A 21,821-nucleotide genomic window follows, 5' to 3' on the forward strand; every position below is an offset into this window, starting at 1 on the left:
CCTCCTATTATCGATTCATACGTGACCAATCAACAAAAGAGCAGTGCTTACTTGCTACCACTTCACACAATTCCTACGATTGAATTAACAATATCAGGTTCGAGGGTTTAGAGTCTATACTCATTCTCAGCTTGAAGGCTCCCCTTTGTGACGGTTATGTATTTAATTTATTTCACACACAGTATGTCATGTATCCGCTTAAGAGTCAAATTAATCACTCAGATTCTGTTAATCATCTAGTTATTTAATTACTCAGATACAAGATTTTTACAAATTTGAATAACATCAGTCATCCCTTGTGCTAAGCGATGATGGTTATTAACAAGTAAGTAGCATATTTCCTCTATCTTTTTTGCATTCTTTAACAAAATTCTACTCCTTAGTCATCACACAATCGTACAAATATTACGTTAATACACAAGGAGATAGTTGTTGAAATCCCTTACCCGTATCTTTTGCGACATCAAAAAACGCTTCACAATACTTTTTTAAACTTTTCCAGTCTTGATTTTCCTATGCCTTGTCTGAATTTCCCATATATTTTATATTACTTTTCTTCTATATTTTAGCGTAAAAACTCAATAACTCGTAACAAGTTCTCTTATAAATATCAAATTTTTATCATCGTTATATGAAAAGAATCGACTTTTGATAACATAATTTCTTCTACATAACACACCACATACATTTTTCTATTTCACATATTTTCTAAAGAATTTAAGAAATCATCTATTTCTTTTTGGTTCATTAATTTGATTAAAGTTTGTTCACTAGTTAAATCCTTAAGATGCTCCTCTATCAACGGCTCATGATTTTTTGGAAATTGCCAAACCCATCTGATAAACGCCCAATCTAATTTCTCTGGGCAATTTTCTTGCATATCAGGACGCGTTTTTCCTCGGTAACGAATAAAACGTTTGAACACATGATACAAACAAGTCAGTCTTGAACGTTTTAAATAAATGATGGTATCTGCTTCTCTTATTCGAATATCTAACGTACTACTATAATTTCCATCAATAATCCAAAAATTTTGCTTAACTATATCATATAATATCTCTCGTTGCTCTGCTTTTGTACTCATCTTCCAGTGTGGTTTCCAAAACAATTTATCTAAATGATATAAGTTTATTGCTAAACTATCCGCTAATTGTTTTGCTATGGTACTTTTTCCTGTACCAGGAGAACCTATGACTATCATTTTTTTCATCGAGCATTACGCTCCTTGCCGTTATATTAATTAGCTCCATAGCTGATTACCTATACACATGTTGAAAAAATCCAACCGTTAATCTGGTTGGATTCAGTATTTAATATTCTATTTCGTCCATTACTTGTTGCTTTCGTCTAAACCCACGTTTCTCTAAACGTTTATATTCTTTATAAGAATACACACTTAATAAAATACCTAATATTAAAAATACTAGACTTACTATAACTTGTACTAGCATTGGTAATTTAAGGCTTTCTATAATCCATACTTTCATGTGATCGTCAATAATCGATAAATAAGTCAGTGGATTTTTCATTGATAGAATAACGGTAAAAGATACAAGTAACAAACCTGTACTCGTTATCACATAAGCAATATTTCTTACAAACACATGCTTATATCGGCCGCTTGCAAAGTACAAACATAAAATTAATAAACACAATACGATAAGCGACACAATCAAAGTAATCGTAGTTAATCGTTTAATTAAACTAACCCGTAAACCAATTGTTGAAATAATTTTATTATGAATTTTTCCATTATAAATCTCGATGCTTTTTGTAATGAATTGGTCGACAGACGCTTGATTTTCTGCTGTAATAGGTTTATTTTCTTTTTTAGCATAATCTTCTACCGCAGTCTTTAGCCTTGATTCAACTACATCTTGTTTTATTTCATAAGATTCGCCTTTGAACGCCTTAGTTATAAATTGGTCAAAATCTTTTGTTACTTCCGATTGTGATATTATTTGATTTAATCCGTCTTGTTTTATACCGCTAGCCATCCCGATATCTTGAATGGATTGATTAATTGAATCAGTCAAACTTTTAGTGTAATCACTCTCCATAGCTACCTTTATCCAATGATTTGAAGATAACAAAAACGGTTTTGCAATCAATATCTCACTAGCAATCAATAAACACAATACAGAAAGTAATGTTAGCAAAAATTGATAGACATGCTTTATCTTTTTATTCATCTAAACATCCTTTCTCTATTGGTTTTGATCAATCATTTTTCCAGAAATTCGTTCAGCATAGACAAACAATCGATTATCAGTTAAGCCAATCATATCTATCGGATAACACGTGTATAAAATTAATTGATTATTATCTGATTTTTTATAGAGAGTTTCGATGGCAGACTTATCATCAAATCGAGCAACTTTTTTATGAGTTACTTTATACTGATACGTTTCATAACTTGTTTTAATAGTAATTGTGTCATCTGATTCAACTCCATCTAGAGCTGCTAAATCTGCTGTATTATGACCACCTATAAGTGTTGTTCCTTCTTCACCAGGAAAAACACTCCCATTAAATTGCCCTACTCCTTCTCTCAAATCTTCCTGAGAATCACCGTAAATTAATCGTGCTTGAACATTATATTTATCTATATTAACGACCCCGTACTCCGCTCCTAGGCTAGGATATTCAATCTGACTCGAAGGGATTTTATTTTTTACAGAGGTAATATTTTTTTGCTTCGCTTCATCAAAGATAGAACTAACTTTTGTATTTTCTGCTTTTTCTGTAATGCTAATAGCACTGACAAATAAGTCAACTGTCTCTCTAAATGGCAAGAATAACAAGAATAAAATGACATAGGCAGAAATAAAAAAGAGTACTGGCATATAAACATATGCCAGTACCCTTTTATTCATTAACAACTAGCTCCTCTTCTTTTTGAGAAGAAACCTGTCGCTACTGTTAATGCCACTAAACTAGCAATTGTCACGATGGCACTAGTTAGTGAAATACCGGTTGTTTTTACAACTGGATTACTACTTGTTGTAGCAACAAATACTTTTTGTCCAGCATTATTTGTAACATTTCCTTTACTATCCACAGATAAGCCTAGTGCTTTTGCTGCTTCTAAAATATGATTTTGAATTTGATTTTGTATATGTTTAGGTAACTGTTTTAAAAAGTCTTCCAAACCTGTTGCTTTAATACCTGCTGAATTATCAACAGCTAATTGTTTAGCCGCTTCAATATGACCAACTACAGTATTAACAGTTTCAGCACTATAATCATTGGTTTTTAAATCATTTTCAGCTTGCTGAATATCAGTTGCTGAAAAGAAAAAACGCTGGCCTTCTTTAGTCGTAATCCCCGCATTCAAAGAATCTAATATACGTTGTTCATCAGTAGAGATGGCTCCAGCAGCACTCGCTGTAATCGGTAACATGACTACTAACAAAGTAAAAATAAGTGATACTAATTTTTTCATTAATTAAAACCTCCTTTTTATACTGTTATATTATATCACAACCTAATGATACAACCTACCTTTTTATCTATTTTTTCTCATATTTTTCTAATCATATCTATTGTTCATTCCTTTATATAGCTATATGACTACTTTTTTGATATTACATTATAATAAATAAAAAGAGGTCGAACATGAAAAAAATTTTAAAAAATAATATACTATTATTATTCAGTATTTTTTTATTCTATTGCTACCATTATTTATTGTTTCCTCAACTAAGGTGTCTAGCGAAGAAAAACAATATGTAGAGCGTATTATTGGTTTACCTGGAGAAACTGTTTGCTATAAAAAGAAGCAACTTTTTATCAATAATTAACAAGTAAGAGAAGCATTTGATTAAAAAAACAGAGTACATACTGGATTTTTTCTTATAAATTAAATCGTCATGAATTTTTTGTTTTAGATGACAATGGAGGAAATTCTATCGACAGTAGACATTTTGGTTGTATTAATAAACGCAATATTGTGGGAAAAATGATTTATCTTTTCTTTCCACTTCCTTCTATTGGAAAAATAAATTAAAGGAGTGTGAGATAATATGAACTTAGGAACCATTATTACAAGTAAACGAATTGAGAAACAGCTAACCCAGGATCAATTAGCGAAAAAATTACACGTTACAAAAGATACGATTATAGAGTGGGAAGATGATATTCTCTATCCAGATATAAGTGATTTAGTAAAACTTGCAAAACTATTAGGCTTTTCATTGGATGACCTATTCCTAACAGACAATCAGACACCTTTAAAGTCTATCATGAAACAAACAAATAAACACTATTTTCAATTTTCCATCATTATTTGCCTAGTGACTTTAATTATTTTATTGGCTGTTTTATTCGCATCATTGCTAACAGAAAATTCTAAACTGATTATTTCTGGAATGATTATGTTAGGAGAATTAGTGAATCTATTTGCACTGACTTATTATATAAAAAAATTCATTAATTAAAAAATTACAAATCTATATTTTGTGATTTTTTAATATACTCAAGTAAATCTATCAAATCTTGCTACTTAAGTCTAAATTCAATAGTTCCATTTTCATCTACTTAATATTAATTTCTCCCTGTCAATGGTAATACCTTATATTCTTTTTAATTTAGCTCTTTCGAGAATATTTTAAAAAAATGATATTCATTACTTTTTATTATAAAATGATTAAATAATTAATAAATAATAAATATCATTAATCTTCTAATGAAAAACTATCATAATATGTCTATAATTATGGTAGTTTGATTGATAAGGAGGTTTACTTTGTTACAAAAATATCTATGGGGCTTTTTTGCCGCCATCCTTTTAACCTTAAATGTTTGGTGGATTTATCAAACATTGCAATATAATCAATACCATGATCCTTTAGGGAAAATTACTAAAATTGAAACAAGCAATAAACAAGACACTATTGATGAACATCAAAATAAAGACGTCCTAACAACTCAAAAGATAGAATTAATTGTATTATCCTCTCAATATAAAGGAAAAAAACTAACTCTTTCAAATACCTTTAGTCAATCAAAAATTAAGGATCAAGATTATAAAAAAGGCGAGTTAGTATTTTTATCTATCAAGGATAGTAACATGTCACAAACTACCATTCTCGATACTAAACGAGACACAGGTTTGGCTATCATGATGTTTTGTTTTGTTCTTTTACTAATACTTATAGGAAGAAAAAATGGGGTTACGTCTCTACTAGGACTTATAATAAATACTGGTCTTTTTTACTGCTTATTAATCATTTATGAACAGATTTCTAGTCAATCTCTTGTGTGGCTTTGCTTACTATTTTTTCCTATCATTGTGTCTAGTACCTTAATTATTTCAAATGGTTGGAATCAAAAAACTAAGATTGCTATTTTAGCAACAATTTGTAGCACACTGGTGACTTTTATCGTAGGAGTAGGCGTAATCACTTTATTAAAACATAAAGGACTTCGTTATGAAGAAATGGAATTGATTACTAGGCCCCAACATGTTCTCTTCATCTCTAGTTTATTAATTGGGACGATGGGAGCAACAATGGATATTTCCATTACACTCAGTACTGCCATGAATGAAATCGGTCAAAGACATAAGCAATTACCCCCTCAAGCATTGTATCAATCAGGGATACAAGTTGGATCTGATGTCATTGGTCCAATGATTAATATTATGTTTTTTTCTTATTTAAGTGGATCCATTCCTTTAATCCTTATTTTTTTAAGAAATGATATGTCCTTTAATTATACGTTTCCTATTTCTCTCTCGCTCGAAGTGACCCGCGCATTAATTGGAAGCATTGGGATTATCTTAACTATCCCCATTACCAGTTTCATTGCAAGTATTTTTCTGACAAGGAGGAATGAACATGAGTGTTAACTTAGTCTTACTTCTAGTTCTTATCTTGTTATTCTGGTTTTTTCAAAAAAAAAGGGGATTACTTACATTAATCACATTGGGGATTAATTTAGCAATGCTATTTTTCATGATTTTAGGGTTTAACTTAGGCTTTTCTCCAATTATATTAACCGTTATAACCTCTATTTTAATCAGTGCAAATAATCTATTTAATATTAATGGGTTTAACCCTTCAACAAAGTCAGCTTTTTTAAGTAGTACATTCATTATTTTACTCATGGTTTTTCCGATATTTTTTACCACTTCCTTATTGCATCTTCAAGGAATCCCTCTTGAAGGATTAATGGAAATGGATATGTACTCGTTACATATTGGAATATCTTTTGTTGATTTAAGTGTGTCTGTCCTTCTTATGACTGTCATTGGTGCTATTAACGACATTGCTATTTCAATTACCTCATCCATGATTGAAATTAAAGAACAACTTCCTGACCTGTCTCTTTCTGAATGGAAATCTTCTGGTCTAACAGTAGGTAAAGATGTTTTAGGACCAACAATTAATACCCTCATTTTCGCAGCTATAGGTAGTCAGTTTGCATTATTAATTTGGGTATTTGATTTGAATTATAGTCTAACACAACTGGTAAACAGTAAATTAATTGTCACAGAATGGGTTGCAATTATTTTTAGCGGGATTAGTATTGCCATCACGATTCCCATTACGATTTTCTTACTCATAAAACAAGTTAAAAATTGACAATGCCTTATATTCCGTTAAAATAAAATACGATAAATGAATTTTGTTAGGTGAGGCTCCTATGCAAACACAGGCTATTGCCCAAAAACGTCGAGAGACACCAATGGGTAGAACAGGAATTGTCGTTAAGGCTTTTCATAAGATAGCTAAGATGTTTCTTTACGTTGCATAGTGCTAAAGCTCAACATATTACTTAAAATATGTTCGTTCTTTCAAGTCCTAACCTCTTTATTTAGTTAGGGCTATTTTTAATTTTAGGAGGTGGATGATTATGATGATAGTTTTTGCCATTGCAATTGTTGTGGCTCATATTGTGGGACACAATGCCACAGAGATAGTTACAGATATACCAATATTATCTGACGATTTTGACCCTCATCCCACTCTAGTTGGTTGTCGTCAATTTAACTAAGCCTTCCTAACAATTATTTATCGAACAAAATACCTGTAAAGAAAAACAGAAGCTAAAAACGGCTTTTGTTTTTCTGTTTCTTTGTATAAAAGATAGCTGAAAAAACATATACCACCTAAATGTAATCGTTTGCATTTTTTTTAGAGACAGGTTATTATAAGCATATAAGGAACTACAATTCCCACAATTAGTTAACAAGATATTTAGATCTTATCAGCTTTAAACGAGAAAGGTAATATTTAAAAGATTTGTAACTGGTTGACATGTAAACAGAAACACATGTAAGTGAATTAGAAGTTTAAACAAGATAGAAAGGCGTGGGAATTTGAAATCTTCCTTATTAACAAAATAAGACCTAACAGGTGTTTAAGATTTATTGGAGAAACAAAAGGCACTCCAATGTGAAACGTACGACAAAAAGCACAAAATCCTGTTAGGTCTATTTTTTATCAAAAAATAACTAAATCCTATTATAAAAAAAGAATGATGAGTCATCTCATCATTCTTTTAATCTTTCAGGCATCATAAATTCAAGAAATTCAGTCAACCCATCTTGAATAAACAATTCTTCTCTGTCATACATAGATAAAGACGTTCTAATCAGAGGTTCTTTATTATCCAATATTTTTTGTGCCCAATGAGGATCAATAATCATAGAACGACCAACTGCTACAAAATCAGCATTCTCTAGAACATTTTGGACATCTTTTGAAGTTCTCACATCACCTATTCCAATTAAAGGGACTCTATTATTTATTTTTTGATAAACATATTCAAGCATCGATTTATCCTGATAAGAAGGAGAAACAGATTTACGATTATAATCATTTAAAGAAATATGAAGATAATCCAATCCTTTATTAGATAATTTATCGATTAAGAACAACGTATCTTCAAATTTAATACCAGGATTTTCAAACTCCTCTGGTGAGAATCGATACCCAATAATAAAATTTTCTACATCTGATTGATCAACTGTATCAATTATTTCATCAACAATAGTATCAATAAAATGGTATCTTTTTTCTAATGTGCCACCCCATTCATCTTTTCGTCGATTAGAATGTGGTGAGAAAAATTGTTGAATAATATAAGTATTTGCTCCATGTATTTCAACTCCATCAAATCCTGCCTTGATTGCACGAATTGTCGCTTGCTTGAAGCTATCGATTAAATGTAAAATATCACTTTCAGTCATTTCACGTGGCATTTCCGCATCTGGTCTTTCTGCAGCTATACTGCTTGCTGAAATTGGTTGAGTACCACGTAAAATCTGAGAATTAGTCATTCTTCCAGCATGAAAAATTTGTAGAATAGCCTTGGTGCCATTTTTTTTAATACTACTTGCAAGTTTACTCAAACCAGGAATCTGTCTATCGTCATAAACTCCCAATTCGCCTTCCCATCCTTTACCATCTTCTTGAACATTAGCTGCAGCTGTGATTACTGCTCCCACGCCACCTGAGCGCAACCCATAATAATTTGCTTCATCCGTTGTAATAACACCATCGTAAAAAGACATCTTAGTTGTCATCGGGGCCATAAACAATCTATTTTTTAATGTTAATCCTCGCTTAAATGTTACACTATCAGTAAAATTCTTCAACATGATCCTCACCTTTCATGAAAGTTTTATATAAATGCATGCGCACGCATTTTATGGATAGTATGTTATAATAAAAAAAGTCTATGAGCAAGCATAATGACTTAATCATAAACGTTCATTTAGGATAATTTCTATATATCTCTCAGCTTCAATCAACATATTTTTTCCTTTTTTTGTTAGATGGATATATATACCACGTTTGTCATCTAGACACGTCGTTCTTTCTATCATACCATAATCTTCACTTTCCATTCTAACCATCATTCTAGACATCGCACTTTGACTTAAATTAAAATATTTACTTATATCAATCAATTTAATACAGTGGCTAGGTGTCTTTCCCAAATAATATAAAACATAATATTCATTTAATGATAAATTCACTTTTCTTTTTAGTGTATTTTCTAATTTTTTTTCTAGCTTATTATGTTGATTGGTATAATCTAACCATCTCTCCATTAATTTATTTTCCATACTCACATTCCTCACCGTATTATGTATCATATCTACACTATACATCATTTAATTAACTAATAAAATGAATAATATTTTTAATGTATTAGCCTATTATTATCTAATGTAATAATAGTAACTTTAACAATTATTTATAATTATTACACTATTTATTAACAAAAAATTCACAAATTATAGATATTATATAAATGTACCAACAAAACAACCCTAACAAACTTTTTCATTTTATTTACTCCTCCAAAGTAAATAAAAACAACTCCTTCCTTGAATGGTTAAGCCATTCAAGGTTTTTTTATTTCTCAACCTATAAAAACAATAATGATTTAATTACTTCATTATTTCCTATTTCTAATGGTTATGAACAACAAATTATATCATCGTAAGTTAGAATCTTTGACATTCTTTTTACTTGTACATAGTATTAGCGTTAAGAAATAAGAAGGGGGGCATTGAAATGAATGAAAATTATTTAACTACATCTCATGGGGCACATGTTGGAGATAATCAAAATTCCTTAACTGCAGGGGAATTTGGTCCTGTCTTAATTCAAGATGTTCATTTATTAGAAAAATTAGCACATTTCAACCGAGAACGTGTTCCTGAACGTGTTGTCCACGCAAAAGGAGCGGGTGCTCACGGTATTTTTAAAGTAACAAATGATGTTTCTCATTATACAAAAGCAAATTTTTTATCAGAAGTTGGTAAAGAAACAGACATGTTTATCAGATTATCAACTGTAGCTGGAGAATTAGGTGCTGCTGATACATTACGTGATCCTAGAGGTTTTGCAATTAAATTTTATACGGAAGAAGGAAATTATGATTTAGTAGGAAATAATACACCAATCTTTTTTATCCGTGATCCTCTAAAATTTCCAGATTTTATACATACACAAAAACGTGATCCAAGAACCCATCTAAAAAGCCCGACTGCTATGTGGGATTTTTGGTCTCTTTCGCCAGAATCATTACACCAAGTGACTATTTTAATGAGTGATCGTGGTATTCCTGCAACGTTTCGTCATATGCATGGTTACGGCAGTCATACATATACTTGGGTAAATCAAACAGGTGAAAAATATTTTATTAAATACCATTTTAGAACAAACCAAGGTGTCAAAAACTTAGATTCTTCATTAGCTGCAAAATTAGCGGGTGAAAATCCAGATTATCATATTGAAGATTTATCAAATGCTATCAAACATGATGACTTTCCTTCTTGGACACTCTATGTTCAAATCATTCCTTTTGAAGACGGACTAAATATGAAAGAGACTCTATTTGATGTCACAAAAACTGTATCGCAAAAAACTTATCCTCTCGTTGAAGTTGGAGTCATGACATTAAATCGTAACCCGGAAAATTACTTTTCTGAAGTAGAACAAGCCACATTCTCTCCTGGTAACACTGTACCTGGTATTGATGTATCACCTGACAAATTATTACAAGGTCGTTTATTTGCATATGGAGATGCTCATAGATACCGTGTTGGTGCTAATAGTGCTCAACTTCCAATAAACATGCCAAAAGCAACCGTTCACAATCATCAACAAGATGGTGCTATGGCGTATAAAAATGTAAACGGAAGCATAAATTATGAGCCAAACAGCTTTGATAGAACAATAGAAGATAAACAAGCTAAATCTACGAATTACGAAGTCACAGGCGAAGTAGGTAATTATAGTTATAATGATGATTTTTATACTCAACCTGGCATCTTGTACAATATTTTTTCTGAAGAAGAAAAAGAGCGTTTAACCGATAACATCGTTGCATCGCTATCACTTGTTGAAAATGAAGAAATCAAAAAACGTCAAGTGGCGCAATTCTACAAAGTGGATAAAGACTACGGAGAACGTGTAGCTAAAAAGTTAAACTTAAACATATAACTAAATCATTCACTATAAACGTGCCAAGTATTAAAAAAAGGAAATAATAAAGTATCCAATCTAAACAATAGATTATAAATTTTAGTATAATGCTTGATGTAATTCGGCTATAGCCTTTTTAGGTACCATTTTTATTAGTAGGTATATTTTATCCTATAAACCAAGCACATAAAAAAGCCAAGAGTAACATGACTCTTGGCTTTTCATTAGTTTCTAAATTGTGCGTCATATAATTTTTTATATGCTCCTTGTTTTTGCATTAACTCTTCATGTGTGCCACTTTCAACGATACCTGTTGTATCAATGACAACAATGCGAGTTGCATCCTTAATTGTCGCTAAACGGTGTGCGATGATCAGAGTCGTGCGTCCTTTAGCCAGTGAACCTAGTGACTCTTGAATCACTTGTTCTGTTTCTGTATCAAGAGCTGATGTGGCTTCATCTAAAATTAAAATTGGTGGATTCTTTAAAAACATACGAGCAATCGCCACACGCTGTTTCTGTCCGCCTGATAATCTCACACCACGTTCGCCGATGACTGTGTCTAACCCATCAGGCAAGCCGTCTATAACTTGTTCTAAATGAGCGAGTTTCACGGCCTCTAGCATATCTTCTTCTGTTGCATCTAATCTTCCATATAAAATATTTTCCTTAATCGTTCCTGGAAATAAAAAGACATCTTGTTGGACTAATCCAATTTGTTCACGCAATGATTTTAATGTAACGTCTTGAATGTTTTGACCATCAATCAAAATATCACCACTATCAATATCATAAAAGCGTGGTAATAAATGGCATAAGGTTGTTTTCCCTGCCCCACTTGGCCCAACAAAAGCCACTGTTTCCCCTGATTTTATATCTAAAGATAAGTTATCAAATACTTGCGTGCCATCACTGTAGCTAAATGAAACATCTCTGTATTCAATGTTTCCTGTCACTGGTTTTAAGTCAACTGCCGTGTCACTATCTTGGATAGAGGGCTCTTTGTCAATCTCTTCAACAAATCGCTTGAATCCGGCAAACCCTTTTGGATAACTCTCAATCATAATATTGATTTTCTCAATTGGTCTAGCAAACACATTTGATAACAAGATAAACCCAACGAAATTCCCATTGGTTATGTCCCCACGTATCGTGTAATAAGACCCAAATAATAAAGCAAATAAATTAATCAACCGAATCATCAAATAGTTATATGATGAACTCACTGCCATCGTTTTATAAAAAGCTAGTTTTGATTGACGATATAATTCATTTAGTCCGGCAAACCGAGTGACCTCATGTTCTTCATTGGCAAAAGCTTGCGTCACACGAATTCCACTCACACTGGCTTCAATTCCTGCGTTAAATTCACCAAGATTTTCATAAATCGTTGTATTGACTTTTGTCATTTTTTTATTGAAAAAGACTAATGCAATCGTAATGAAAGGCACCATCACAGCTGTCGCAAAAGCTAGTTGAGGATGAATTTGAAACATCAATAAAAATGCCCCTACAAGTGTCATAATCGTGATGAACACATCTTCTGGTCCATGATGAGCCAGTTCTGAAATTTCAAATAAATCACTCGTTAAACGTGTCATCAACTTTCCTGTTTTTTGGTTGTCATAATAATCGTAAGGTTGTTTTTGCAAGTGCGTAAATAACTCATTACGCATATCCGTTTCGATATTAACCCCTAACTTATGTCCAAAATAAACCACGACATACTGTAATGTGGTATTGATGACATAAAATCCAAACAATGCCGCACTGACTAATAAAATCAAGCGAATATTTTTTAACGGCATAATTTTATCAATCACTTGATTAACAATAACCGGAAATGATAATTCAAGTAATGCTGCGATAATTGCACCTGTAAAATCGACAATGAATAATGCTTTATACGGTCGATAATACGAAAAGAATCGTTTTACCATCTAACTCCTCCTAAATAAATGCTGTAAAATAAACTAACTATAACATACAAAAAGAAAAACATGAAAGAGTGGCCTTTCATGTTAATCCTCATCACCAATGGCTAAAATATGTTTAATATCATCCATCGTCATTGATGACAATTCTGGTGCATCTTCTGAATGAAGGACTTTTTGGAACAAGGCTTTCTTTTCTAATTGAAGTTGATTCATTCGTTCTTCAATGGTGCCTTCAGCTAATAATCGCCATACTTCTACTTTTTTTGTTTGACCTATACGATGAGCTCGACCCGTTGCTTGTTCCTCAACTGCTGGATTCCACCATAAATCATATAAAATGACCGTATCTGCTCCTGTAAGGTTTAATCCTGTTCCACCAGCTTTAAGTGAAATCAAGAAAACATCTTTTTCGCCACGATTAAATCGCTCCACTAATTCTTGACGCTCTTTCACCGGTGTACTGCCACGCAAGTAAAACGTGCCAACGTCTCTTTTTGCTAACTCATCTTCTAAAATGCTTAGCATTCCAGTAAATTGAGAAAATAACAATACGCGTCGACCATTACTTTTGGCTTGTTCAATCAAATCAAGTGCTTGATCCATTTTTCCCGAACCACCTGTGTAACCATCAATGAATAATCCTGGATGACAACAAATCTGACGCAGCCGAGTAATACCAGCTAAAATTGACATACGTTGTTTGTTGAAATCTTTTTCATTAAGCTGTGACATAGATTCTTGAATTTGTTTTAAATAAGCCACGTACACGGTTTTTTGTTCCTCTGTTAATTGAGAATATCGATCTGTTTCCACTTTATCTGGTAAATCTTGTAAGACTTCTTTTTTCACTCGACGTAATACAAAAGGCTTAATCATTGTGGCAACTTCAGTTGTTTCAAGCTGCTTAAACCGACGTTTTGGTGGGAAAAATCCCGGCATCAATAATTTAAATAATGACCATAATTCTTCTAATCTATTTTCAATTGGCGTCCCACTTAAAGCAAATACGCGATCTGATTTTAATCCAGATATTGATTGGAACGTTTTTGTTGTCGAATTTTTCACCATTTGTGCTTCATCTAAAATCACACTGTGACAATCAATTTTTCTAAATTCTGTACTATCTTGACGTAACGTTGAATAAGAAATAATCGCCACATCAACATCATCAAGTGACGCAATTTGTTCGTTTCTCTCTTCTTTTCCACCGATAATCAACTTAGATTTTAAACTTGGTGCAAATTTTTCTAACTCAAGTTGCCAATTATACAACAAACTAGCTGGAGCTACGATGACACTTGGTTTTGTCAGCTCGCCATCTTCTTTTTCTGACAGTAAATACGCAATAGTCTGAATGGTTTTACCTAACCCCATATCATCAGCTAATATGCCACCAAAATGATACTTACTAAGTGTTTTAAACCATTTAAATCCCGTGATTTGATAGTCACGTAACGTGGCATTTAATTTATTCGGTAAAGAAACTTCAACCTTTTCAGGATGGGTCAACTCGTCAACCATCGTTTCAAAATAATCACTCGTCTCAACATCTGATAACTGTGTCATAGCTTCACTCAATACTAAACTACGATACGTTGGGACTTCTAAACGATTACCATCTAGACGAATATCTTCACGCAACAAGCGTAGCATTTGATTGGTTTCTTTATATGCATCATCATCAAGCATCAACACCTGACCATTGCGTAGCTGATGATACTCTTTATTTTTCATTAAACTACTTAATACGTCATTGACTTCTGTTTCATCAACAGATGAAATATCAAATTGGATATCAAACCATGACCCATTTTCAATAATACGAGCTTTTGGTTGATGCTCATCTGCTGTTAAATACAAAGCTTTAATATCATCTGAAAGATGCACAGTCGTATATGTTTCAAACGTTGGAATTTCTCTTGTGAAGAAGTAAAAACGTTCCAAATCATTTGGAAAAGTTTTGCTATATTTTTGTGCATAAGTTCCGTACCCATAATGACGTAATAGTGTCAGTAGCCGTTCCTCTTGTACTTTATCACGTAACACGACACCTTCTTCACCGATGGACGTGCTATATTTCGATTCATTTGAAAAGACATAATCCCCGTAACAAAAATCAACACGAACTACTAATGATGCCTCTTCTTTGTGGAAGTACAACTTAATATCTAATGGATATCGTAATACCTCATCATCTAATGATTCGGGTAATTCAAAGTCACACAACAATGCTAGTTGAGGTAAAACATACGAAAAGAGTGAACTCACCTGATCTTTGGTATAGTAAATTGTTGGCTTATCAAGTCGTTTCAGCATTTGGGTTAATACTTGATAACTAGATGCTTGCTCTTCTGTTAATTCGTAAAAGCCATCTGTTCCAACTAACCATTGGTATTCTTCTAAAAACACAATAAACGGATCAATAATTGTCAATTCGTAATCCGTTAAACCCACTGGTGATAAAGTTACTGTCAACGGAATCTTCCCTTGATGAATCACCGCACGTTTAATCTGAGTATCAAACCCTTTTATAACAAATGACTTGTCATGTTTAAAGTGATCAAATAACTCACGTGCTTCTTGCTTACTTAATATCATATAGCGTCTATCAATCACAGATTTAGCTTGTGAGCGACTATTAACGACTAATGTTTGTTGTTCTTTCATAGCCAACATACTACGAATCAATGCATTATCTTCTGAATTAAATGCAGTTGCTCCGACTTTCCAATTAATCGTGCTAATCCGAATTTCCCTATCTTGTTTATATGCTTCTAAAAATTCATCCATATTTTTTACAACATACGTTTTATTTGGTGTATCTCGTCTTCCGATTCTTAAATGGAGTCCCAAAACGGATTGTTCATCATGATACTCAGACGTTGGGACAATGTCTATTCCATATGTTAAAAACAAATCATCTGTTTGTCTAATCAGTTTTCTAAGTTCTGCTTCTTGCAGTCGTTCAAATCCTTTTGTGAAAACAACCGCTGGAGAAATAACTTTTGGTGCATCTGTTTCTTTTAATTCCGTACGAGGAATAAATCGTGATACCCCTTGTTCACGCATTGCAAGTTCTACTGCTACTGTGTGCTTGCAATAACCATGTTGTTCCCAATACATACACTGGCATACATCATCTTCTTTAGCTGTTCCGTCTAGTTCAACATAAAGCATGTCACTTCCGATGACTTCAGCGTACCATACACGTCTTTCTAGATTTTTAGACCAAGAGACAACCCTGCCTTCTTTGGCACACTCTCGTCCTTCTTCTATTACTTTTTCCGGTATGGACCACTTCATTTTACCACTCCTTACGTGAATTCTAGCTGTGGTGTCGCATGACTTCGATTGTCTTTAGACACTGATATTTTTAATTGTTGTGGGATTCTTTCTTTTAATTCATTAACATGAGAAATAATGCCAATCAATCGATTACTCTCACCCATTGTTTCAAGCGCACGAATCGCTGTTTCAAGTGCTTCCTCATCTAGCGAGCCAAACCCTTCGTCAACAAACATCGCATCAATTTTCACACCGCCTGCTTCACTTTGAATCACTTCAGCTAGTGCCAATGCTAATGTAAGAGACGCAATAAAACTCTCGCCACCTGACAGAGTATTGACTCCTCTTAGTTGCCCCACATTGTCATCAAAAATATCAATTTCTAAACCTGTTTTTTTCTTCGAGGATTGTTTAGCATCTCTTAATGCAAAGGTATATCGACCTCGTGTGAGTTTTTTCAATGTGTGGTTTGCAACGGCCAAAATTTTACGCAGATAGCTTTGCAACACATATCGCTCAATGCTTAATTTATGGTCACTATCTCCATTTAACACATCTGATAACACACTCAGCTCATGCAATACTCGCATATCTTCTTTGATATCTGTCATCAATGTCTGAATCGTTTGAATTGTTTTATTGTTATTCTCCAATTTAATTTCTTGTTGACGTTTATCATCTATCACTTGTTCATACTTTTGGTTTGCTACTTGGTATAGTTTCTCTAATTTTGTTAAATCTGGTTTATCTGCTTCTTTCGTTTTATCTTTCAAGCTCGATAACGTTTCTTTTAATGAGTAAATTTCTTTTTCAAATTGAGCAATGGTTTCTTCATACCTGACTTTATTTTCTTTATCGGCTAAGATAGTTTGAAGCATCTCTTCATCCCACTGATAATCAAATAAAAAGGCTGTTTTACTTTTTTCAAGTTCGGTTAATTCGTTTTGTAGGACTTGTTTATTATGTTCTAATTCCTCTAGCCTTGTTTGTAATTTCGTTTTATCAGTCATCATCTCAGATAATGATTTGTCACATTGTTTGCTTTCTTCATACCAAGTATCAATTTGTTGCTTGATTGTTTTCTGTTCTTTTTTTGCTTCTTCAAAAGAAGTGATATCTGTTCCTATACGTTTTTTCAACTCATCATTACTATGTTGACACAATCGTTTTTCTTCTTTGATTTGCTGGATAGTAACCTGACTTTCACTTCGTTTTTTATCAAGCTGACCTAACTCAGCCTTAGCTTGTTCCAACTCTTCTTGTTTGACTTCAAGTTCTGTTAGCTGTTGTGTATAATCACTCACTTGTTGAGTGGTTATTTTAACTTGTTTAGTCACTGTTTCTAACCAATGTGTCTTATCTACCTCTGCCATATTAGTTGATATTTTCTCTGATAAACTGGTTTGTTTGGATACTAAACTAGTTACTTTATCTTGTATCGCATCTTTTTGTGCTTGTAGATGACTGATATCTTGAACTAACTGCTCTTCTTTTGTTGTGAGACCTTCTATTTCCTGTTCTAAGACATCAAACTCTTCTTTGGATAGTTGTGTTACATGAGCAGGTTCTGGATGGTCAATCGCGCCACAAACTGGACAAGGTTCACCGTTTATCAAATCTAAACTCAATCTAGCAATTTGACCTCGTGCCCACGAATCTTTTTTCTCTGCTAATTTAAGCTTTAAGTCCTCTAATTCTTTTTGTCGTAACGACATTGTCTCTTCATGTTTTTCATACTCTTTTTTTAAAGACTCTTCTTCACCAAGATAAGTTTGAAAAGATGTCACATCGTCTAATAATGCTGTTTCTTTCACTTGTTTTTCTTTTAAGTTAGTCAGTTCCTTGTATAAAGAAGGAATAGTATCCACTGCTTGTTGCAACTCATCTTGGCTTTTCTTAGCTTTTTCAACATGTGTTTCAAACTTTTTTAATTCAACTGCTTGTTTTTCTTCTTCTATGACTAACTCTGCTAGTTTTTTAACTAACTGTGCTTCTTCTTCAAATAATGGCAGACGTTCTTCTAATTTCACCAAATAAGTTTCAAGCTCTTTTATCGTTGTTTCTTGATTATCTAGTGCTCTTTTCTTATCAACTAATTCCAAGTAATGTTTTTCTACCTCGTGGAGTTCTGTTTTGGTTATCGTTTGTTGTTGCTCTTGTTCATCTAGCTTTATCTGAGAAGCGCTGATATCAATCAGTACTTTTTCTAATGGTTCTAATTGAGAAAAACGTGTCATACGTTGTTTCAAGTCATTGATTTTCTCTGTTTCAAGCAATCGTTTCTCTAGCATTTTTTCGGTTTCTTCTTTTTCGACAAATAATTTTTCTAACGCTCGAGCTACTTCTAACCTAGCAAGTTGGTCATCCCGTTCTTTCTTAACTAACGTCACATTATCATTTAAATCAGCAATGTGTTGCTCTTTTTTTTGTTTTTGTTTATCATATAACGCTAATTTTTCTTCGATTGTCCTATCACCTGACACAGTTTCTAGGAATTCTTCATCCCATTCGACTTGTTCAAAGAGCGTTTGTAATTTTTGTTGTTCTTTCTTTAACTCGTTAGATTGTTCTTTTTTCTTATCTTTAAGCTTTCTAGCGATTTCTTGATACTTAGAAGTATCAAATAACTGGCGTAAAACTGCTTCTTTATTGTCACTATCAGATTGTAGAAACCGTTGAAAATCACCTTGTGGCAACATCACGATTTGCGAAAATTGTTTTGCACTAAGTTGTAATAACTCTTGGATATGAATGTTAACATCCATTTGTTTGGTATACTGTGCTTCTTCTTTCCCATCTTCATCAAAAATCGTCAAAACTGATTTGGCTTTTTCTAATTTTTCTCCCTCACCACGTAACCTTCTACGTAATTGCTCCGGCTCACGAACGATATGATACGTTTTTTTGTCATGTTCAAACACAAATGTTACGCGTGTCACATCATCAATCGTCGAAAAATTTGACCGCATTTCTTTTGCTTCACGAGCGTCACCTGATGTATTTCCGTATAATGCATAACTCATCGCATCAAAAAGTGTTGTCTTCCCAGAACCTGTTTTACCTGAAATTAAAAACAATGATTGTGCGTAAAAAGAAGAAAAATCAATCGTCTCATCTTCATATGGTCCAAAATGTTCTAACGTTAATGTTAAAGGCTTCATGATTTCCCTCCTATTTTTCTTTTTCTACATCAATCAATACTTCTTCTAACCATTCATGTTGCTTTGTGGTTAGAGATTCATCGGTCACGTCTTCAAAGTAGTTTGCAATGACTTCTTTTGGGGAGACTTTTTTTATCTCGATATCGTCATAGCGCTCATCCGTGATATCTTTTTGTTCGCTGATACGTTCTAAACTAATCATTCGTGGATAAATTTGTCTAAGTTCTGATAAAGCATTTGGCACACTCGTTTTATCAGTTAACTCAACTGCAATATAATTTTCACGATTTACGTCTTGATAGAACTCATAATCTGTTAATTCTGAAAATTCGCCACGTAAAAGGGCCACATCTCGTAAAGGGGCTATTGGAATAAACTGACTGTCTACGCCGTCATCTTTTAGAGTCACTACACGGACACCTTTATCCTGATTTCTCTCAGATAATGAGTATTTCAGTAATGACCCACTGTATTTAATCAACGCTTGATTGCTTAATGCATTTTTATCATGCAAATGCCCTAATGCCACATAGTCAAACAGCTCAAACATATCAGCTGGTACACTAGAAAGCCCTCCAACTTCAAGCGGTGTCTCAGATTCACTTTTACACGCGCCAGTCACAAAAAAGTGGCTAACTAACACATGGTATTTATCTGGTAGAAATAATGATTTTGCTTCTGTCATAAGACGTTCCATAACAAGTGGAATAGTCACTAGTGTATCGTCATTAAAATACAATCTTGCATGAACCGGCTCAATGTAAGGCAGTAAAAAGAACTGTGTATCACCTACCACAACAGGAGAGAAAAATTGTTCCAACTGTGTGTATAAATAGAATTGCTCTTTTTCCAGCCAAGGAGATCCTGTTGATAATCTTGTCGCACTGTCATGATTGCCTGAAATGGCTAAGACAGGAAATTGATGCACCAGATTCATCTCAATCATCATCGTATTTAACAACTCAACTGCCTCAACAGACGGCATCGAGCGATCGTATAAATCTCCTGCGACAACAATTGCATCGACATCTTGTTCTGTCGCAACCTGTAGCATTTTATCAAATGCATCTCGTTGTTCTTCTAGTAGACTGAATCCATTTAATTTACGTCCTATATGCCAATCAGCTGTCTGTAAAAATTTCATCGTATTCCTCCAAAAAGGTCTTCTCTCCATTATAACAAACTTTAATCAGATTGTTTAATGGATTCCTTATCTTGACCTACTTACTTTTTTTACGAAAACTTTTTCTCACATTTCATAAATTCTATAGACTTTTTTAAGCTAAATTTAAGGGGTTCACGCTAAACTATGTTTATAGTTAATTGATACAACTTAATTATGTTGTGGGTGAACGAGGTGTTTTGACTCATTGAGATTTAACAGACAGTTCATTCTTTATCCTTTGAGGTGTAGGTTCGAATCCTACCATCCACGTTATTTCTTTTCCCCCAAAAAGAAATAAATAGCTAAATAAATTTTTTATTTTTTCCTTCCTTCTCTCATCATTTTATGGTGAGAGTTTTTTATTTTTTACGATCATATTAGTCTTATTTTAGTATTTCTGTTAACTTCTTTATATACAGATTTTTGAACAAAACTACTATGACCTTACAAATAATAACCTATTAGTTAAGAACACGACCTCTCATTTTTATTCATTTAAAATTTAAATATGCCCATCAAACGTGATGTTGTATTAACTACATGTCAACAATAAAAAATAAAAACCCTTAGAATAATTTCTAAGAGTCTATTTTTTCTTTTTTAACTGGTGGCACATAAACGAAATCTGGATTGACTTGATAATCTAATTGATTAAATGCTTCTTGCATACGTCTTTCCACTTCTGCAATGCCATCTTTGTCCATTTTTTTAATATCTGAGATATCAATTGGCGTTCCATACGCAACTGTCACACGACGTTTTGTAAACAATCCACCGAATGTCAATGGTCCTTGGTACACAGCTGGAATAATATCAACTTTCCCCATTTTTGCGATAAGTGCCGCACCACCTTTTAGTTCGTCAGAGTAACGACTGCCACTAGGAAAGACCATGACGCTTAAATCAGTGTTTTTCAATGTTTTAACTGGTGTTTTAATCACACTAGGGCCAGGATTATCACGATCCACAGGAAAAGCATGACATTTTTTCAAGATATAAGATAAGATCGGATTTTTAAATAATTCTTTTTTTGCCATAAAAGCAAATTTTTTCGGCCAAGCTCCCATAGCAAAGTACAATGGTTCAAACCATGTTCTATGTGGGCTGACTAGGACATAATTTTTATCTTTTGGTAGATTGTCTTTACCAACAAATCTTGAGTTAGTATTAATAACAAACGTTAAAAATCGAACAACCGCTAAAAGTACTCGATACATTTTTTTCATCCTTTACATTAAATTCCCTATTAGTATGCCGAATTCTATCAAAACTTGCAAGTTTTTCTTATTCTATTTCGAGGTATCTTTGATATAATATACAAATG

The 21,821-nt window shown here is 33.1% G+C and carries 18 protein-coding genes and 2 riboswitches; of the genes, 7 read left to right on the forward strand and 11 right to left on the reverse strand.

Annotated elements, in window-relative coordinates; all coding sequences use genetic code 11:
* Positions 1 to 53 precede the first annotated feature (53 nt).
* A riboswitch (TPP riboswitch) is annotated at positions 54 to 155 on the reverse strand.
* 542 nt (positions 156 to 697) lie between these two features.
* The 4 genes from AC37UB_RS08515 to AC37UB_RS08530 form a co-directional block, all read right to left on the reverse strand.
* Positions 698 to 1,210, reverse strand: a complete 513-nt coding sequence (locus tag AC37UB_RS08515; RefSeq protein WP_117973470.1) for a DNA topology modulation protein — start codon at positions 1,208 to 1,210, stop codon at positions 698 to 700.
* 100 nt (positions 1,211 to 1,310) lie between these two features.
* Positions 1,311 to 2,192 (reverse strand): hypothetical protein, encoded by an 882-nt coding sequence (locus tag AC37UB_RS08520; RefSeq protein ID WP_241699564.1) that lies wholly within the window; start codon positions 2,190 to 2,192, stop codon positions 1,311 to 1,313.
* A 15-nt stretch (positions 2,193 to 2,207) separates the two neighbouring features.
* Complete coding sequence (locus tag AC37UB_RS08525; RefSeq protein WP_242094028.1) at positions 2,208 to 2,876, reverse strand: class D sortase; 669 nt, start codon at positions 2,874 to 2,876, stop codon at positions 2,208 to 2,210.
* The gene (locus tag AC37UB_RS08530) at positions 2,876 to 3,445 is read right to left on the reverse strand and encodes a hypothetical protein (protein WP_490685608.1); all 570 of its coding nucleotides are present in this window, start codon (positions 3,443 to 3,445) and stop codon (positions 2,876 to 2,878) included. Before AC37UB_RS08530 ends, AC37UB_RS08525 begins: the two co-directional genes overlap by 1 nt.
* A gap of 262 nt (positions 3,446 to 3,707) precedes the next feature.
* Between AC37UB_RS08530 and AC37UB_RS08535 the strand changes: the two genes are divergently transcribed.
* The 6 genes from AC37UB_RS08535 (at position 3,708) to AC37UB_RS08560 (ending at position 6,999) form a co-directional block, all read left to right on the forward strand.
* Positions 3,708 to 3,803 (forward strand): S26 family signal peptidase, encoded by a 96-nt coding sequence (locus tag AC37UB_RS08535; protein ID WP_371821052.1) that lies wholly within the window; start codon positions 3,708 to 3,710, stop codon positions 3,801 to 3,803.
* 44 nt (positions 3,804 to 3,847) lie between these two features.
* Positions 3,848 to 4,009, forward strand: coding sequence for a S26 family signal peptidase (locus AC37UB_RS08540; protein ID WP_371821051.1), 162 nt, complete (start codon positions 3,848 to 3,850; stop codon positions 4,007 to 4,009).
* Positions 4,010 to 4,025: 16 nt separating this feature from the next.
* Positions 4,026 to 4,439, forward strand: a complete 414-nt coding sequence (locus AC37UB_RS08545) for a helix-turn-helix domain-containing protein (RefSeq protein WP_490685609.1) — start codon at positions 4,026 to 4,028, stop codon at positions 4,437 to 4,439.
* A gap of 308 nt (positions 4,440 to 4,747) precedes the next feature.
* A complete protein-coding gene (locus AC37UB_RS08550; RefSeq protein WP_117973475.1) occupies positions 4,748 to 5,851 on the forward strand; it encodes a YibE/F family protein in 1,104 nt (367 codons plus the stop codon).
* Complete coding sequence (locus AC37UB_RS08555) at positions 5,841 to 6,587, forward strand: YibE/F family protein (protein ID WP_158559456.1); 747 nt, start codon at positions 5,841 to 5,843, stop codon at positions 6,585 to 6,587. The genes AC37UB_RS08550 and AC37UB_RS08555 overlap by 11 nt, the downstream gene beginning before the upstream one ends.
* Before the next feature lie 35 nt (positions 6,588 to 6,622).
* Positions 6,623 to 6,787: riboswitch (M-box (ykoK) riboswitch) on the forward strand.
* A 71-nt stretch (positions 6,788 to 6,858) separates the two neighbouring features.
* On the forward strand, positions 6,859 to 6,999 hold the full coding sequence (locus AC37UB_RS08560; RefSeq protein ID WP_158559457.1) for a hypothetical protein: 141 nt from the start codon (positions 6,859 to 6,861) through the stop codon (positions 6,997 to 6,999).
* A gap of 499 nt (positions 7,000 to 7,498) precedes the next feature.
* Here the strand turns inward: AC37UB_RS08560 and AC37UB_RS08565 are convergent, their stop codons facing one another.
* Both AC37UB_RS08565 and AC37UB_RS08570 read right to left on the reverse strand, forming a co-directional pair.
* Complete coding sequence (locus tag AC37UB_RS08565) at positions 7,499 to 8,605, reverse strand: NADH-dependent flavin oxidoreductase (RefSeq protein WP_117973531.1); 1,107 nt, start codon at positions 8,603 to 8,605, stop codon at positions 7,499 to 7,501.
* Between the two features lie 105 nt (positions 8,606 to 8,710).
* Entirely contained in the window at positions 8,711 to 9,079 is a 369-nt protein-coding gene (locus AC37UB_RS08570) for a transcriptional regulator, SarA/Rot family (RefSeq protein ID WP_117973477.1), read from the reverse strand.
* 454 nt (positions 9,080 to 9,533) lie between these two features.
* Between AC37UB_RS08570 and AC37UB_RS08575 the strand changes: the two genes are divergently transcribed.
* A complete protein-coding gene (locus AC37UB_RS08575; RefSeq protein WP_117973478.1) occupies positions 9,534 to 10,967 on the forward strand; it encodes a catalase in 1,434 nt (477 codons plus the stop codon).
* 206 nt (positions 10,968 to 11,173) lie between these two features.
* Here AC37UB_RS08575 and AC37UB_RS08580 read toward each other — a convergent pair whose 3' ends face one another.
* The 5 genes from AC37UB_RS08580 to AC37UB_RS08600 form a co-directional block, all read right to left on the reverse strand.
* Positions 11,174 to 12,889 (reverse strand): ABC transporter ATP-binding protein, encoded by a 1,716-nt coding sequence (locus tag AC37UB_RS08580; RefSeq protein WP_117973479.1) that lies wholly within the window; start codon positions 12,887 to 12,889, stop codon positions 11,174 to 11,176.
* An 81-nt stretch (positions 12,890 to 12,970) separates the two neighbouring features.
* Entirely contained in the window at positions 12,971 to 16,189 is a 3,219-nt protein-coding gene (locus tag AC37UB_RS08585) for a DEAD/DEAH box helicase (protein ID WP_241699568.1), read from the reverse strand.
* 11 nt (positions 16,190 to 16,200) lie between these two features.
* Positions 16,201 to 19,332 carry an AAA family ATPase gene (locus AC37UB_RS08590; RefSeq protein WP_490685610.1) on the reverse strand — a complete coding sequence of 1,044 codons (3,132 nt, stop codon included), beginning with the start codon at positions 19,330 to 19,332 and terminating at the stop codon, positions 16,201 to 16,203.
* A gap of 10 nt (positions 19,333 to 19,342) precedes the next feature.
* Positions 19,343 to 20,476 carry an exonuclease SbcCD subunit D gene (locus AC37UB_RS08595; RefSeq protein WP_117973482.1) on the reverse strand — a complete coding sequence of 378 codons (1,134 nt, stop codon included), beginning with the start codon at positions 20,474 to 20,476 and terminating at the stop codon, positions 19,343 to 19,345.
* A gap of 599 nt (positions 20,477 to 21,075) precedes the next feature.
* Entirely contained in the window at positions 21,076 to 21,714 is a 639-nt protein-coding gene (locus tag AC37UB_RS08600) for a lysophospholipid acyltransferase family protein (protein ID WP_117973483.1), read from the reverse strand.
* Positions 21,715 to 21,821: the final 107 nt, after the last annotated feature.

The sequence above is a fragment of the Vagococcus changpingensis genome (assembly GCF_058211775.1).

Excerpts from the sequence above, each read along its gene's own strand:
- AC37UB_RS08560 (WP_158559457.1), top strand. The coding sequence starts at position 6,859 with ATGATGATAGTTTTTGCCATTGCAATTGTTGTGGCTCATATTGTGGGA.
- AC37UB_RS08545 (WP_490685609.1), top strand. The coding sequence starts at position 4,026 with ATGAACTTAGGAACCATTATTACAAGTAAACGAATTGAGAAACAGCTA.
- AC37UB_RS08595 (WP_117973482.1), bottom strand. The coding sequence starts at position 20,476 with ATGAAATTTTTACAGACAGCTGATTGGCATATAGGACGTAAATTAAAT.
- AC37UB_RS08525 (WP_242094028.1), bottom strand. The coding sequence starts at position 2,876 with ATGAATAAAAGGGTACTGGCATATGTTTATATGCCAGTACTCTTTTTT.
- AC37UB_RS08515 (WP_117973470.1), bottom strand. The coding sequence starts at position 1,210 with ATGAAAAAAATGATAGTCATAGGTTCTCCTGGTACAGGAAAAAGTACC.
- AC37UB_RS08555 (WP_158559456.1), top strand. The coding sequence starts at position 5,841 with ATGAGTGTTAACTTAGTCTTACTTCTAGTTCTTATCTTGTTATTCTGG.
- AC37UB_RS08575 (WP_117973478.1), top strand. The coding sequence starts at position 9,534 with ATGAATGAAAATTATTTAACTACATCTCATGGGGCACATGTTGGAGAT.
- AC37UB_RS08580 (WP_117973479.1), bottom strand. The coding sequence starts at position 12,889 with ATGGTAAAACGATTCTTTTCGTATTATCGACCGTATAAAGCATTATTC.
- AC37UB_RS08570 (WP_117973477.1), bottom strand. The coding sequence starts at position 9,079 with ATGGAAAATAAATTAATGGAGAGATGGTTAGATTATACCAATCAACAT.
- AC37UB_RS08590 (WP_490685610.1), bottom strand. The coding sequence starts at position 19,332 with ATGAAGCCTTTAACATTAACGTTAGAACATTTTGGACCATATGAAGAT.
- AC37UB_RS08520 (WP_241699564.1), bottom strand. The coding sequence starts at position 2,192 with ATGAATAAAAAGATAAAGCATGTCTATCAATTTTTGCTAACATTACTT.
- AC37UB_RS08600 (WP_117973483.1), bottom strand. The coding sequence starts at position 21,714 with ATGTATCGAGTACTTTTAGCGGTTGTTCGATTTTTAACGTTTGTTATT.
- AC37UB_RS08530 (WP_490685608.1), bottom strand. The coding sequence starts at position 3,445 with ATGAAAAAATTAGTATCACTTATTTTTACTTTGTTAGTAGTCATGTTA.
- AC37UB_RS08585 (WP_241699568.1), bottom strand. The coding sequence starts at position 16,189 with ATGAAGTGGTCCATACCGGAAAAAGTAATAGAAGAAGGACGAGAGTGT.